This window comes from Kallipyga massiliensis ph2 (assembly GCF_000311985.1).
In the GTDB taxonomy this organism is placed as follows: domain Bacteria; phylum Bacillota; class Clostridia; order Tissierellales; family Peptoniphilaceae; genus Kallipyga; species Kallipyga massiliensis.
In genome coordinates, this window is the sequence record NZ_HE978586.1 from 113,702 (window position 1) to 128,021 (window position 14,320).

At 42.6% G+C, this 14,320-nt stretch carries 15 protein-coding genes, 2 pseudogenes and 1 other annotated feature; of the genes and pseudogenes, 3 read left to right on the forward strand and 14 right to left on the reverse strand.

Annotated elements, in window-relative coordinates:
• Window positions 1–13 precede the first annotated feature (13 nt).
• The 6 genes and pseudogenes from HGKM_RS07180 to HGKM_RS07195 form a co-directional block, all read right to left on the reverse strand.
• A complete protein-coding gene (locus HGKM_RS07180; RefSeq protein ID WP_019134663.1) occupies window positions 14–880 on the reverse strand; it encodes a nucleotidyl transferase AbiEii/AbiGii toxin family protein in 867 nt (288 codons plus the stop codon).
• Entirely contained in the window at window positions 877–1,476 is a 600-nt protein-coding gene (locus HGKM_RS07185; RefSeq protein WP_019134664.1) for a type IV toxin-antitoxin system AbiEi family antitoxin domain-containing protein, read from the reverse strand. Before HGKM_RS07185 ends, HGKM_RS07180 begins: the two co-directional genes overlap by 4 nt.
• A gap of 71 nt (window positions 1,477–1,547) precedes the next feature.
• Window positions 1,548–1,835 (reverse strand): annotated as a pseudogene (locus tag HGKM_RS09110) (IS481 family transposase); the annotation flags it as partial.
• A gap of 183 nt (window positions 1,836–2,018) precedes the next feature.
• Window positions 2,019–2,204, reverse strand: coding sequence for a hypothetical protein (locus HGKM_RS08775; protein ID WP_154645948.1), 186 nt, complete (start codon window positions 2,202–2,204; stop codon window positions 2,019–2,021).
• 375 nt (window positions 2,205–2,579) lie between these two features.
• Entirely contained in the window at window positions 2,580–4,247 is a 1,668-nt protein-coding gene (locus HGKM_RS07190; RefSeq protein WP_019134665.1) for an ATP-binding protein, read from the reverse strand.
• A 9-nt stretch (window positions 4,248–4,256) separates the two neighbouring features.
• A complete protein-coding gene (locus tag HGKM_RS07195) occupies window positions 4,257–5,291 on the reverse strand; it encodes a DNA cytosine methyltransferase (RefSeq protein WP_019134666.1) in 1,035 nt (344 codons plus the stop codon).
• A 166-nt stretch (window positions 5,292–5,457) separates the two neighbouring features.
• Between HGKM_RS07195 and HGKM_RS07200 the strand changes: the two genes are divergently transcribed.
• Together HGKM_RS07200 and HGKM_RS07205 are read left to right on the forward strand one after the other, a co-directional pair.
• Entirely contained in the window at window positions 5,458–5,736 is a 279-nt protein-coding gene (locus tag HGKM_RS07200) for a helix-turn-helix domain-containing protein (RefSeq protein WP_019134667.1), read from the forward strand.
• 17 nt (window positions 5,737–5,753) lie between these two features.
• Window positions 5,754–6,620, forward strand: coding sequence for a DUF6414 family protein (locus HGKM_RS07205; protein ID WP_019134668.1), 867 nt, complete (start codon window positions 5,754–5,756; stop codon window positions 6,618–6,620).
• Between the two features lie 395 nt (window positions 6,621–7,015).
• On the opposite strand, the gene guaA is transcribed toward HGKM_RS07205, so the two are convergent.
• The 5 genes and pseudogenes from guaA to HGKM_RS07230 form a co-directional block, all read right to left on the reverse strand.
• On the reverse strand, window positions 7,016–8,548 hold the full coding sequence (gene guaA / locus HGKM_RS07210) for a glutamine-hydrolyzing GMP synthase (RefSeq protein ID WP_280986182.1): 1,533 nt from the start codon (window positions 8,546–8,548) through the stop codon (window positions 7,016–7,018).
• Between the two features lie 155 nt (window positions 8,549–8,703).
• On the reverse strand, window positions 8,704–9,558 hold the full coding sequence (locus tag HGKM_RS07215; protein ID WP_019134670.1) for a MetQ/NlpA family ABC transporter substrate-binding protein: 855 nt from the start codon (window positions 9,556–9,558) through the stop codon (window positions 8,704–8,706).
• Between the two features lie 22 nt (window positions 9,559–9,580).
• Window positions 9,581–10,228: a methionine ABC transporter permease gene (locus tag HGKM_RS07220; RefSeq protein WP_019134671.1), complete on the reverse strand. Its 648-nt coding sequence runs from the start codon at window positions 10,226–10,228 to the stop codon at window positions 9,581–9,583.
• A gap of 4 nt (window positions 10,229–10,232) precedes the next feature.
• Window positions 10,233–10,988 (reverse strand): annotated as a pseudogene (locus HGKM_RS07225) (methionine ABC transporter ATP-binding protein); the annotation flags it as partial.
• 54 nt (window positions 10,989–11,042) lie between these two features.
• Window positions 11,043–11,274 (reverse strand) — a binding site (T-box leader).
• A 123-nt stretch (window positions 11,275–11,397) separates the two neighbouring features.
• Window positions 11,398–11,793 carry a metal-dependent transcriptional regulator gene (locus HGKM_RS07230; RefSeq protein ID WP_019134674.1) on the reverse strand — a complete coding sequence of 132 codons (396 nt, stop codon included), beginning with the start codon at window positions 11,791–11,793 and terminating at the stop codon, window positions 11,398–11,400.
• 293 nt (window positions 11,794–12,086) lie between these two features.
• On the opposite strand from HGKM_RS07230, the gene HGKM_RS07235 reads away from it, so the two are divergent.
• Window positions 12,087–12,521, forward strand: coding sequence for an Hsp20/alpha crystallin family protein (locus HGKM_RS07235; RefSeq protein ID WP_019134675.1), 435 nt, complete (start codon window positions 12,087–12,089; stop codon window positions 12,519–12,521).
• A gap of 146 nt (window positions 12,522–12,667) precedes the next feature.
• Here HGKM_RS07235 and HGKM_RS07240 read toward each other — a convergent pair whose 3' ends face one another.
• From HGKM_RS07240 to HGKM_RS07250, 3 genes are all read right to left on the reverse strand, one after another.
• Window positions 12,668–12,946, reverse strand: coding sequence for an HU family DNA-binding protein (locus HGKM_RS07240; RefSeq protein WP_019134676.1), 279 nt, complete (start codon window positions 12,944–12,946; stop codon window positions 12,668–12,670).
• A gap of 127 nt (window positions 12,947–13,073) precedes the next feature.
• Complete coding sequence (locus HGKM_RS07245; RefSeq protein ID WP_019134677.1) at window positions 13,074–14,003, reverse strand: SurA N-terminal domain-containing protein; 930 nt, start codon at window positions 14,001–14,003, stop codon at window positions 13,074–13,076.
• A gap of 99 nt (window positions 14,004–14,102) precedes the next feature.
• Window positions 14,103–14,306 (reverse strand): cold-shock protein, encoded by a 204-nt coding sequence (locus tag HGKM_RS07250; protein ID WP_019134678.1) that lies wholly within the window; start codon window positions 14,304–14,306, stop codon window positions 14,103–14,105.
• Between the last annotated feature and the right edge of the window lie 14 nt (window positions 14,307–14,320).

Below are 14,320 nucleotides of genomic sequence, written 5' to 3' on the forward strand. Positions count from 1 at the left end.
AGGGGATCTCAACTTACTTTTTTGGTCTCACATTATTTACAAATATACATACTTTTTGAAATATTTCTGTTAATACATCTAAGGTATCTTCTAATTTAATCTCTCCGACATAAGGGTTATTTTGAAGGTAATTTTGCCAATACTGTTTAAGATAATCATCACTTGCTATATCTTCTAAAATTTCCTTGTAATCTGCTAAATCATCTAAAGACTCTCTTTTTCTAGACGTATTTTCAATGGCTTGTTCTAAGGTTTTGAAGTTAATTTTATCCTTGTAAAGTTTGTACAGAAGATAAACATCATAAAAATCTCTCATTCTTGTTGTGGCAATGTTTCTTCTAATAATGGTTTCAATCTTTTCTGCCAGAATGGTTTCCAAAGGATAGGCCATGACTTCAACGTGTCCTTCATCAAATATCAAAGGATATTCATAAATCATTTCCCTTGGGGTAATAGCATCGCCTGTTGTGATATCCATCTTCATGGGATTATTAATTCTTCCATAACGGGCTGAAAGGCGAATACGATAATTTTCATACTCATCACTTTCTCTAATTTCTCTTATCCCTTCAAAGACAAAGTCAATCCCATCTTGAACGTCAATGGCTAAAATTTCTTTCACAATTTTAGTAATGTTTTCTTCTGTTAAAGCAATGCCTTTGACCGTTGCATCCATATCCATAGTAGTACGATTATCAATGCCAATAAGAGAAGAAATCAAAAGACCGCCCTTGATAATAAAAGAGTGTCGATAAGAAGATTTTTCTAATCTTTCTAGGACTCTTTCAAAAAAATACATTTGAAAGACTTCCTGTGGTTTTAAGTCTTTTATCTTTGCTAAATGTTTGATTTTCCCTTTTATTTGCTCGCTAGATCTCATACCATCACCTCTAAATAACGTCGTATTTCTTCCTCAATTTTTAAAGCTCTAGCATGTTTAATAAGTTTTCTGGCGTTTATATTTCCTCCACCAAAATATTCTTTAATCGCTCCTGTAAAAATTTGAGAATCCATATTTTTTTGGTCTTTTACAATATCACAAATGGTTCGCTCGACATCATAAAGAATAATCTCTCCGCCAAGAGGGCTTATGCCTATTTCCCTGCCCAACTCAAAAAGTTCTCTCTTTACATAATGAACGACTAGGTCAGAAAATCTATCTTTTAGTCTGGAAGCATTATAACCTTGAGGAACGGAAATATGAATCTGGGAAGGCACTCTATCAGCTAAATCATGAAAATAAAGGGCGGTATGGTAAGAATAAATCACTCGTTTGCTATTACTCTGGAGCAAGACATATTCATCAATTATCTCATCTTTTAGGGCATAAACTCCATGGCTAACTCGGTCTATTTTATCTTCCTTAGCCAAATAAGATAGTCTATATCGCTCAATGCCTTTGGCTTCAGCCTCTCTTACAAAGATTAAGCCATTTTCATCGGATAATTTTTCTAGAAGTTCTTTTTCTTCATTCATTATTGTCTCCCTACTTTCCTCTTTCGCGCTTTAATTATACATTATTAACGCACGTTTGTAAAGATGAGCCTTTCAATGAGGGAGATATTTGGATTTCGCCGAATGAAATTTTGAATCCAGGTTTTTTCTTCCGTATGGGCAGTAGGATGCGGACTTTTCGGTCGGTGGGAACGGTCCATTAGTGACTCTCGGCTGCCGTCAAAGCGGCGATTCCCACGCATAAGAGAGGCTTTTGAGATCTTGTAACGGCGAATAACGAAGTTGACAGAATATCCTAAACGATACGTTTTAACCGCATGAAATCTTGTTTCTAAAGGATGTGGAAGATAGCACTGAGTTTTTATTATACTGGTAGACATAGAGAGAATCCTTTCTTTGTTTGTGCACTTTCATTGTACAGGATTTCTCTCTATATATTTTTCTTCTTGGTCTCACATCAATTGTATCTCTACAGTCAACTAAAGTCTTTCATCAAAATTCGGCCTTTATTGCCATAATAATAAACAAATAGGGGCGTATTACTTCGGTTTACGTTTGAAGAGTTAGATTGGTCCAGCTCTTTTTAATTTAACAATAATCCCATAAACAAATAAGACTAGTTCTGAACTCTCCCCTGCCACAATACTCAGGGGTTTGTTTTTTTGAACTAGTCTTTTATTTTCTAATATTATTCTTGCTTCCCAGTGGTTAGCCACATTTTTTAGTATCAAAACAGCATCATAAACCACTCGCACCCTTAAAATAGTCAGTAAAATCAAGGGTTACAAAATTTCAGAACCTAACCCATTCAGCGACAAAATAAAAAGAATGCTCCCTATTCAGTCGCATTCTTTTTATTTTTCTGCAGAAGGGTTTCCATCCATTTATACTGCGGTGCTTCGCACCTTGATAAATGATGGAAAACGTAAAAAATATTGCTCGCAATATTTTTTACTCCCATTCTTCTTTTCCAAATGTACGATATATACCAAACCGTTCAAAATACTAGATTCTGTTTTTTAGAGTATTACTAAATCCACCTAATTATAGGACGTTTTAAGATTTTTAGTCCCGTCCCAGTCCCAGTACCGGATAAATGAATAAACTTTATATACCAAGTTTGTTTATTTGACCTTAGCTATTAAATCCATTACTCTAGCCTTTATATTTTCTAATTCAATTGATAATTGCTGTTTAGCTGTTGGTGTTATAATTGAAGTATGACCAACTGCATCTCTAACAGGTTTATATATGTCGGATGAGCGACTCAACGCAGGATCTTTATTTTTATCTGATGCCTTATCGATAAAATTTGACAAATATTTCATATCAAGATAGTAAATATCTTCCATTGATTCCCTTATATCATAACTAATATTTGCTCTTCCTTTATTCTCTTTTTCTCTTTTCTTCCATTTACTAGCTTCTTTGGTTGCTTCATCGGATAACTCCATTTTATTATGAATTATATATTTTCTTAAGAGATTCTCAGCTATAAAACATTCTACATACGATGGAATATTATATTCCGATTCAGTAGATAAAGATTTAACCCACTCGTCAACAAGTTGATTTTTCTTAATATTTTTATAATCACTATTTTGTTTGTGAGTTTCTTTCATTTCCTTGATAGTTGTATTAAATAATTCCTGAGCTTTTCTCTTTTTCGGTGTAATCTTCATATTATCGGGATCACCATCATCTCCTTTTTCACGCCTTAAATCATCCCAATCATCAATTATAATTTTAAATAATCTTTCAACTTCATTAAGAAGTAATTTATAATTATGATTATCAGAAATAATTCCTTCTCTACTGCTTGTGAATATATCTTGTGTATCACCTGAATCCAAATCATCAAAATGAATTTGACCATATACATAATTTTCAACGATTCTAGAAGTTGGGGTGTGTCTCAGTATATCTTTCTCCCTTAGTCTTCCGTTTACAAAAAGATCAATCGTTAACTTTTCTTGTGTGCCTCGAATTTTAAGTTTTGATGGTTTGTTAACTGATGCTATATAACCTTTAATATTAATATCTGATTTTAATATTTTTTTCTCAATATCTGAAGATAATTGATTAATAAATGGATCTTCTATATTATTTATTATCCAAATAAATTGGGTATCTTCTGCTAAGCTCTTCAACATTTCTTCATCAATTTTTTCGCCATTAACATATATATTAAAATTTTCATCTAATAACGAAAATCTAAAATATAACGCTACTGACTTTTTAATATAATCAACAGTATTAGTTATCACTTCGTTAACACTTTCGAAGAAAATATAAGTTCCTTTTTCTAATTTATTTAGTGATGTTAGATCATCAGATGTAAGGTTCTCAAGTACATACTCCTGCGAGTTTAAATCATCGTTAATTGCTTCATCTAAGCTAGAATTATCAATAACACCTCCTACATAATCAGTTTCTTTTGTTTTAGATGCTACATGGATTCTCTGAGCACAAGATAATAAAGCCAATTTTCCTATGCCTTTTCTTCCTATAAAAGGTCTCCCACTTTCCGTCTTATAATCACCATTTTTTCTTTTTGAATAACCAATTTTCAAAAATTTATTTTGAAAATCCTCGTATGTCATGCCAGTGCCATCATCTATAATTTCCATAGAATTATTATTTTTATTGATATTTATCCACACATTTTTAGCATCTGCATCCCATGAATTTGATATAGCCTCACCTAATATTGTTATAATGTTTCTATATAAATTTCTACCTAAGTGATTTAACACGCTTAATGAAATATTAAAAGTAAAATTATTTTTCATTTTATTTTCTCACTTTCTTTTTTCATAACTTGATATTATACTCAAGCCTATAATTTCTCCTAATCTGGGTGGAACAGCGTTCCCTATGTGTCTAGCTATATTTTTTAATATAACCTTACTATCTTTGGGGACAAATGAATATGAATTAGGGAAAGTTTGTAATAGTGACCCTTCTCTAAGTGTTAATGCTCTGTCTTGCTCTGGATGACCAAATCTTCCGGTGCCATATCCTATAAATTGTGTTGTAATAGTCGGTGATACTTCATCCCATTTCATCCTACCATAAACAGAAGAATAAGAACGACCAGTTTCTTTTTTATGGCAATTCAATATTAAATTTTGAGGCCAATCTCTCCATGTTCCACCAGGAACAGAATGTCGAATTCTTTGTAGATTTTTTGGGGATAGGGCCGATGTTACGTGTAAATTATCATAATTGTTAATTTCACCCGCTCCAATTTTAGGTAAATTATATATTGCATCTCTAACTGTAACAGGAATTTTATGAGTAGGTTCAATAAAATTAATCTTCATACCTCTTGAAGCTATAAGCAATAATCTTTTCCTTCGTTGAGGTACACCATAATCTGCAGCATTAACAATTTTATAATCAATATTATAATTACAATTTTTCAATGTATCTATAAAGTCATTAAAGACTTCTTCTTTTAGTAACTCTGGCACATTTTCCATAGAAACTATATCAGGTTTAACTTCATTAATTAAACGACCAAATTGATAAAGTAAGCTCCAATCCTTATGTTTTTTTCTATTACTTTTATCTTTTTGATGCATAGAAAAAGGCTGACACGGAGCACATCCAGTTAATATTTTTATATCATATCCAAAAAATAATTCTTCTATCTCTTTTGCAGTTATATCTTCTATGTTCTTATTAATAAATTTTGCGTTATTATTATGTGTATATGAATATTCGCATGTTTTATCTAAATCAAATCCGGCAATTACATTAATACCAGATTTTTCAAGACCGCATGTTAATCCTCCTATACCGCAAAATAAATCAATAGCTCCATATCTCATAAATACCTCCTTATTCTTAAAAACACACTTATATTTATAGTATTTAATAAGGAATTTCTATTGGTTGATTGTAAAATCAAGTTGAACATGTAATATGAAAAGTCTATAAAGAATCCCTTTGGTAGAATGTAAGTGATTAAAGCTTCATTCACAAGAAGGACTCCCTATGGGCCACTTACATTCTACTACAACTGAACACAGGAAGGGACATCATCTTACCTTTGAGAACCGAGTTTTGATCCAAATACGCCTCAAAGATGGCTGGAGTCCTAACAGAATCGCCCAGGAGATCGGCTGTGCGCCTAACACCGTCCGCAACGAGATCAAGCGTGGAACAGTGGCACTTTATAAAGGAAATCTCCTCCGCTACAAAACCACCGCAGGAGAAGCCGCCTACAAAGAGAACCTCAAAGCGTGCTGCCGACACTATGATTTTCTTTTTTAGAAAGGTGACTTAAAGTAATGAATAAAATAGAGAAGAATAAGCTTACAATACCAATCTATCTTAATACTAAAATAGTTTTTGATATGTTAGCTACAATTGAAGATGGCTTTGCAGATGTTAAAAATATCCAAACTTCAAAAAATAAAAATCAAGTAAATGATATAGAAACAAATATAGGCACTAACAATCTATTTGCGTTTTTGAATATAGGAGTTCGTGGAAATCATAAAGGTACATCAAATGATGGAGAAACTATTATTCAAGAAAGAACGCACACTCCAGTTTCTTTGTTCCAGCAACTAAAAGAACAATTGGAGTATGCAAAGTTTATTAATCGTGATATTAATAACTTAAATATTGGAGATTTTGTTGAAGTTCAAGGAACTCTGAAAAACAATCCAGTTATTGATATGTTATCTGGATTCAAAGAAATTATAACTTTAGCAAACTTATTTACTGATAACAAGCCTAAAAATAATAAAAACAGAAAAGAAGATGTGTTGACAGATAAAAGGCTAAACGCCCAAATAGATGGTTTAATTAAAGGTCTCCAAGCAGATGGAAAAAAAGATATAATTTGTGAAGCGGACAAAATTAATATTATTCTTCCAACAGATGAAAATTATTTTTTAAATAATAATATGAGCGAAGTTACTGATGGAAACTATAAAATATTAGGTAAAGTTATACAGATTTGCATGGAATACGGTGAAATAAGCCTACTTAGGAATACTGTTTTTTCCAAGCTTCAATTAGATAAAATGAATGAATTTAAAAACTTATTTTCTGATCCATCTTTAACTCAATTTGTTGGTGAAGGTGGAATTAAAACTGTAATAAGTGCACCAGTTATTATGGTAATACCTATTGCAATATATATTTAACTCCAATATTTTTGATTAAATGAAATTAAGTTAATTTGACTATTCTTTAGAGAAAAGAATCATTAAATTTAACGCAAAAAGACCGTAGCTTTAAACTACGGTCTAGTTTTTTGTCCTCATGTAAACCACTTGGAACTATTATTCAGTTTATTCTTTTTTACAAATGTTCCCATTTTAATCTCAGTTACAGTTTTTCATCTTCTGTAACCTTTGAATTTACATTAGTTTTAATTTTTTTGCTACTACTCCCATTCAGCGACAAAATAAAAAGAATCATCCCTATTCGGTCGCATTCTTTTTATTTTGCTGCAGAAGGGTTTCCATCCATTTATACTGCGGTGCTTCGCACCTGGATAAATGGTGGAAAACATAAAAAATATTGCTCGCAATATTTTTCACTCCCATTCAATCGTTGCCGGCGGTTTCCCGGTAATGTCATAGACCACACGAGAAATGCCCGGCACTTCATTGACGATCTTCTCCGAGGCAGCGGCTAGAACCTCATGGGGGATCCGGGACCACTCGGCCGTCATGAAGTCCACGGTGGTGACCGCCCGGAGGGCAAGGACATAGTGGTAGGTCCTGGCATCCCCCATGACCCCGACGGTCTGGAGGTTGGTCAGGACGGCGAAGTACTGGCCGATCTGGCGGGCCAGGCCGGCCTTTTTGATTTCCTCCCGCCAAATGGCGTCGGCTTCCTGGAGGAGGGAGACCTTGTCACGGGTGATGTCGCCCAGGATCCGGACAGCCAAGCCGGGTCCGGGGAAAGGCTGGCGCCAGACTTGGTCTTCGGGAATGCCCAGCTCCAGGCCCAGCTCCCGGACCTCATCCTTAAAGAGGTCGCGGAGGGGCTCCACCAGGCCCTTGAAGTCGACGTGTTCAGGGAGGCCGCCAACGTTATGGTGGGATTTGATGACGGCTCCGCCAACGCCGGATTCGATGACATCGGGATAGATGGTCCCCTGAACCAGGTAGTCCACCTGGCCGATCTTCTTGGCCTCTTCCTCGAAGACCCGGATGAACTCTTCCCCGATAATTTTTCTTTTCTCCTCAGGATCGACAACCCCGGCAAGCTTGCCCAGGAAGCGGTCGGAGGCATCCACGGTGATGAGCTTCATCCCCATCTCCCGGTGGAAGATCTCCTCCACCATCTCCGCCTCATCCTTGCGGAGGAGGCCGTGGTTAACGAAGACACAGGTCAGGTTTTGTCCGATAGCCTTATGGACCAATACGGCAGCAACGGCGGAGTCCACCCCACCGGAAAGGGCGCATAGGGCCTTTCCATCCCCGATCTTCTCCTTGAGCTTTCGGATGGCGACCTGAGCAAATTCGTCCATCTTCCACCGACCCTCCAGGCCGCAAACTCGGTAGAGGAAGTTGTGGATCATGTCCCTCCCCTGGAGGGTATCGTTGACTTCCAGGTGGAATTGGACCCCATAAACCCTGGCCTCATCATTGCCAAAGGCCGCGATGGGGCAGTTATCCGATTGAGCCAGGGCCCGGAACCCCGAGCCCAAGTCCTGGACCCGGTCTCTGTGGGACATGAGGACCGGAGTCTGGGCCTCCAGGCCCTGGAAAAGGGGGGAGTCGGTCACCAGGCTGGCGGGATGGACCCCGAACTCCGCCTTATCCGCAGAAACCACCTTTCCACCGGTGTGGTAGGCCAACCACTGGGCCCCATAGCATATGCCCAGGATGGGGAGGCCCAGGTCGAGAACGGCCGGATCCAGCTGAGGAGCCCCTTCCTCATAAACAGAAGATGGCCCCCCGGTCAGAATGAGTCCTGCATAGCCCCCTTTTTCAATCTCCCCTACCGGGGTGGTGCAGGGCTTAATTTCGCAAAAAATGTTTTGCTCACGAACCCGTCGTCCGATCAGCTGCTTATATTGTCCACCAAAATCAAGAATCAGTATTTTTTCTTCTTTCAGATCCATCTTCATGAAGTCGTCCTCCTTCACCGATTGTCCCTAACTATTCTTCTCATTTTACCACGAAACCGGTCCGGAAAAGCAGACCCTCTTTCTCCCTAATAAAAAGACATGGACGCCCGAGGGCGCCCATGAGCATGAGAAATCAATATGTCTTAGAAGGCCGGAACGACTGCTCCTTTGTACTTGTCTTCAATAAAGGTCTTGACCTTGTCCGACTGGAAGGCCTTCTTCAGGACCTGGGCCTTCTCGGAATTTTCATCCCCCGACCGGACAGCGATGATGTTGGCATAGGGGCTGTCCTTATCCTCGATGGCGATGGCATCCTCTACCGGCTGGAGTCCGGCACCCAGAGCGTAGTTGGCATTGATGGCCGCCGCATCCGCCGACTTGTACTGGTTGGGGATGGAGGGAGCCTCCATGGCCACGAACTTGAAGTTCTTGGGGTTTTCGGTGATGTTGGCTTCCGTAGCATTGACATTGGTGGGGTCATCCAGCTTGATCAGGCCGTTTTTCTCCAGAAGGAGGAGGCCACGGGCCCCGTTGGTCACGTCATTGGGGATAATGATCTCCGCCCCGTCCGGCAGGTCGGAAAGGCTCTTGTACTTATCGGAATAGATGCCCAGGGGCTCAATATGGACCGTGGCAATCGAGACATTGTTGAGCTTATTCTCCTCATTGAACTGGTCCAGATAGGGCTTGTGCTGGAAGTAGTTGGCATCCAATTCCCCCGAATCCAGGGCCTTGTTGGGCTGGACATAGTCATCGAAGGTGACAATGTCCAAGCTGTAGCCCAGGGCAGCGACTTCTTCCTTCACTGCTTCTGCAATCTCTCCATGAGGGACGGGGCTGACGCCGATTTTAATGACCTTATCGCCACTTTCTACCTGACTGTCGGAGGCCGGTGCCTGAGATTGACCGGCTTGGGAAGATTCCTGGTGGGAATTTGACCCACAAGCCGTAAGGGTGACAAGAAAGGCGAGAGCGATGGATACGAGTTTCTTTTTCATGAGAATACCTCCAATAAATGCTTTACTTCTTTTTATTGACCTTCCGAGCCAGGCGGTTGCCCGAAACTTGGACGATCTGTACCAAAATAATAATTATTACAACCGAAAGATAGAGGATGGTCTCTTCCCTCCGGTAATAACCGTAGCGGACAGCGATGGCCCCCAGTCCACCGGCGCCCAAGGTGCCGGCCATGGCGGTGAAGCCGATGAGGTTGATGACCAGCATGGTGATGGCGTTGATGGTCCCCGGCATGGCCTCAGGGATGAGGACCCGGGTGATGATCTCGGTCTTGGTCGACCCCATAGCCTTGGCCGCCTCGATGACTCCCCCATCCACTTCCTGGAGGGAAGTTTCCAGCATTCGGGCAAAGAAGGGGGCAGCGGAGAGGGCCAAAGAGACCAGGGTGGCCGTTGGGCCGATGGTCCGTCCCAGGACCAGCTGGGTCAAGGGGATGCAAAGGATCATGAAGATCACATAGGGAATGGACCGGACGACATTGACCACCAGGTCCAGAAACCGGTAGAGGGGGCCGTTCTGGGCCAGGCCTCCATGGTCAGAAATGAAGAGGAGGAGCCCCAGAGGAGTTCCCAAAAGGATAGCCAGAAGGGAGGCCAGGGCCACCATATAGAGGGTTTCCAGGGTCGCCTCAAGAAGCAGCTGGGATAACATCGTCCACCTCCACTTCTACAATTTCCTCTTCCCGGGAAAGGAAGGACCTGGTTACCGGGTGGCGGGGGTGGAAGAAGACCTCCCGGGTCCTCCCCTCCTCCACGATCTTCCCCCGGTCCATGACGGCCACCCGCTGGCAGATGGCCTTGGCTACCTCCATCTGGTGGGTAATCATGATGATGGTGGTGCCGAACTCCCGACGGGCCTTGTCCAAAAGCTCCAGGACCTGCTTGGTGTTCCTGGGGTCTAAAGCCGAAGTCCCTTCATCTGAAAGGAGGATTTTGGGCCCCGTGGCCAGGGCCCGAGCGATGGCCACCCTCTGCTGCTGGCCTCCGGAGAGTTCAGCCGGATAGGACCCAGCCCGGTCTTCCAGGCCGATGAAGGTGATGAGCCGGTCCACCCGGTCTCGGATTTCCGCCTTGGACCAACCGGAGATCCGGAGGGGGTAGGCGATGTTGTCCCAGATGGTCTTCTGGGCAAAGAGGTTGAAGTGCTGGAAGATCATCCCGATGGACTTTCTCTCTTCCAGGAGTGCCTTCTCTGAAAGAGAAAGAATATCCACTCCATCAACGAAAATTTTCCCTCCGGAAGGCTCTTCCAGCCGGTTGACCAGGCGGACTAGGGTGGACTTGCCTGCTCCGGATAGGCCGATGATCCCGTAGATCTCCCCCTTCTCCACATGAAAGGAAACATCATCCACCGCCCGGATAATCCCCGCCTCTGTTATAAATTCTTTTGAAATATGTTCTGCTCGAATCATATTATTCTCCCTTTCTCCTTCATAAAAAAAGTCCCTTTACCGGTCCATGACCGATAAAGGGACGAATCAACGTGATACCACCCTTATTCGCAGTTTACTCACATAAACTGCCTCGACAGGCTCCAACAAGCCCTCCTGCTGTAACGGGCAGACCCGTTTGGGAAGCTTTCACAACCGCCCAAAGACTCCGAGCTCATCTTCATCCATCCTCAAGCTGCATCCTCTCACCAAACGGACACTCTCTGGGAGCCATCTTATGGACTACTCTTCTCATCAACGTCAATCTTCACTATTATCGCTTTGTTTTTCATAGAAAGTATTCCTTAACGGAATGGATACATAATAAACAATGGCCATGGAAATGTCAAGCCCCATGGCCATTTTTTTGAAGAATATTCTCTACTCCTGATTATTCCAGGTTTTCCAGGACTTCCGGAACGTGCTTATCCAGGTAATCCTTGAGGATTTTGAAGGTTTCCTTGGAGATGGCGTGCTCCATCCGGCAGGCATCATATTCTGCCAGGTCCTCCCCTACCCCCACGTACATAAGGAGGTCCTTGAGGGTCTTATGGCGCTCATCGATCATCTGGCCAATGTAGGCCCCTTTTTCGGTCAAACGGAGCTCCCCATCTTTCTCCATGACCACATAGCCCTCTTCCTCCATCTTCTTCACCGCATTGGAAACCGAAGCCCGGGATAGGTTCAGGTGTCGGGCTAAATCGATGGACCGGACGTGGCCCGTTTCCTGCTGGAGGACAAAAATGCCTTCCAAATAGTTCTCTTTCGAATCATGAATCTGATGCAAATCAAACCTCCCATTTCTATCTCCGAGGCGGGATGGTTGACATCCCGCCCAAATTTGCTTTGATGGTTGCTTTTAATTATACCCATCCACCCGGCCTTCCCTCAAAAAAACCTCGATCCCTTGATCATCATGGGCTATTCTTGGTTTTTGTTATCACTCTATGTTGATTAGTGCTAAAATTCCTTGACATATAGGTCAAAGATGGTATAATTTATCTTGTAAGACAGAGTAAAAGAAGTCCAAGGACTTTGGACTTCCGAAAAAATAGATGAGATAGCGAAAGGAGAAAAGATATGTTACGCTTATTGCCCTATTATGGAACACCTGCCCGAAAAGCCAATAACGACTTGGATGCCATGTTTGATTCCTTCTTCCGGACCGGGATGGAGAGAATGGCGGAGGCCTCCTTCAAGATCGATGTAGAGAAGACCGCGGATGCTTACATTGTCACCGCTGAAGTTCCCGGTTTGACCAAGGAAGACATCGACATTGATGTGGAAAATGACCTCCTGACCATCTCCGTCCACAAGGAAGAAGAGTCAACAGAGGAGGATGAGAAGAAGACTTACGTCCATAAGGAAAGACGCACTTTCAACTCCACCCGTCAGATTTCCCTGGAAGGGGTGGATGAGGAAGCTATCCAGGCCAATCTGGAGGACGGCATCCTGACCATCACCATGCCTTTTGAAGAAGAAGTTTCCAAGAAAAAGTCCATCTCCATCGACTAGTCTTTCCACAAAACGAAAAAGTCGGCCCGATCAGGGTCGACTTTTTTTATGGCCTTCCGACTTTCCGTTTTTCAGGCAAAAAAAAGATAGGTCAAGGGAAACCATTGACCTATCTAAAGAATTGCAACAATTGAAAGCCCGATGGCTTACTTATTGACAGCATCCTTCAGGTTCTTACCGGCCTTGAAAACAGGAGCGGTAGAAGCGGGGATTTTGATGGTTTCTTCAGGGTTGCGGGGGTTACGACCCTCACGAGCCTTCCGCTGACGGGTTTCAAAGGTGCCGAAGCCAACGAGTTGGACTTTTTCGCCCTTAACTAAGCTCTCACGAACGGTCTCCAAGAAGGCATCCAAAGCGCGGGTAGCGTCGGCCTTGCTTAAATTGGACTTCTCAGCAATGTTTGCGATTAATTCAGATTTGTTCATTATTTCCTCCCTAAATGATTGCTAGTATCTTGCGAATACTTCTCATAGATTATCTCATAAGAGTCCCATAATCAAGCAGTTTAGCCCATTTTTCGGAAAAGTTTCAGAAAAAAATGCCATTTTGTCCCTATTTTGATGACTCCTGACCGGCTTCTTTTTCCGGAACGGAAAGATCCGGCAGGGAATCATAAAAGATCCGAACATTCAAGTCCTTGGCCAGATTTTCCATATAAGCCCGGTAGTTATCCTCCTCATACAGACTGAGGATATAGGGTTTGACCAGGTCATAGTCTTCCTGCTTCCCCCGCACATAGACAACATGGTAGATTCCCTTTTTCGGGTAGACTTCCGCTGTCTCCGGATCTTGGTTGAAGACCTTGGGGCTAACCAGACGACCGTCACGAATCCCTATGTTCTTGTATTCCCCGTAACCGGTCTTGTCAAAAGGATCCTCGTTAAAGGAGAGATAAGAGTTCAGATCCTTCCCCTCATTCCAGGATTGGGCAATGGACTCCGCCTCCTTCCGGGTGGGGACCCAGACCTCCTGAAGGTCCAAAAGAACCCGGTCCTTGGGGTGCTTGTCATAGTAGGCCCGGAGGTCCTCCTCCGACGGAGTTCCTTCCTTGGCCACCCTTTCCCTGTGGGCCCGGGTCAGGGCCTGTTTCCGCAAGGAGTTTTCAAATTCCTCCGGGCTGATTTTCAGGCTCTTGAGCTGACTTTGAAGCCCCTCTTCATTCCCGAATTTCTGAACCGCCTCCCTCTTCATTTCCTCATAGGCCCCGATCTCATCAATGCCCAGACGCCGGCTGTCCTCCCGGACCATGGCCTCCCAAACCAGGGTGTCCAGGAGGTCCCGGGCCAGGTCCTCCGGGTCCTCTTCTGCATCCTTCCCCTGGCTTCCGGGGATTAGCCGATAGAGGGATAAGATCTGGTCAAAGTCGGCCCTGGTGATGGTCCCCTCTCCTACCTGGGCCAGGTCCCGGTCGCCGGACTTTCCGCAGGCGACAAGAACCAGGACTAGGCTCAAGGCCAGAATTTTTATGCCTATTTTCTTCATTCCCTCCCCCTTCTGTCTGTAAAAGAAAAGACCGGATGATGCCATCCGGTCTACCGTCTAAACTTTTGTATTTCAAAGTGACTCGAAAGCACTTGAAGACTAGAGTTTAACTACGTTTGCTGCCTGAGGTCCTTTTTCGCCTTCGACAATTTCGAATTCGACTTCTTGACCATCTTCGAGGGTACGGAATTCGCCATTATCGGGCAGGGCCGAGAAATGAACGAAGACATCATTGCCATCTTCAGTGGAAATGAATCCATAACCTTTTGTTGCGCTGAACCATTTAACTGTTCCTTTTACCATGAAATTTCTCCTTA

Coding starts and splice junctions, on each gene's coding strand:
- HGKM_RS07195 (WP_019134666.1), bottom strand. CDS start 5,291: ATGAGATATGGAGCTATTGATTTATTTTGCGGTATAGGAGGATTAACA.
- HGKM_RS07190 (WP_019134665.1), bottom strand. CDS start 4,247: ATGAAAAATAATTTTACTTTTAATATTTCATTAAGCGTGTTAAATCAC.
- HGKM_RS07245 (WP_019134677.1), bottom strand. CDS start 14,003: ATGAAGAAAATAGGCATAAAAATTCTGGCCTTGAGCCTAGTCCTGGTT.
- HGKM_RS07180 (WP_019134663.1), bottom strand. CDS start 880: ATGAGATCTAGCGAGCAAATAAAAGGGAAAATCAAACATTTAGCAAAG.
- HGKM_RS07185 (WP_019134664.1), bottom strand. CDS start 1,476: ATGAATGAAGAAAAAGAACTTCTAGAAAAATTATCCGATGAAAATGGC.
- HGKM_RS07215 (WP_019134670.1), bottom strand. CDS start 9,558: ATGAAAAAGAAACTCGTATCCATCGCTCTCGCCTTTCTTGTCACCCTT.
- HGKM_RS07250 (WP_019134678.1), bottom strand. CDS start 14,306: ATGGTAAAAGGAACAGTTAAATGGTTCAGCGCAACAAAAGGTTATGGA.
- HGKM_RS07235 (WP_019134675.1), top strand. CDS start 12,087: ATGTTACGCTTATTGCCCTATTATGGAACACCTGCCCGAAAAGCCAAT.
- HGKM_RS07220 (WP_019134671.1), bottom strand. CDS start 10,228: ATGTTATCCCAGCTGCTTCTTGAGGCGACCCTGGAAACCCTCTATATG.
- HGKM_RS07240 (WP_019134676.1), bottom strand. CDS start 12,946: ATGAACAAATCTGAATTAATCGCAAACATTGCTGAGAAGTCCAATTTA.
- HGKM_RS07205 (WP_019134668.1), top strand. CDS start 5,754: ATGAATAAAATAGAGAAGAATAAGCTTACAATACCAATCTATCTTAAT.
- HGKM_RS07200 (WP_019134667.1), top strand. CDS start 5,458: ATGGGCCACTTACATTCTACTACAACTGAACACAGGAAGGGACATCAT.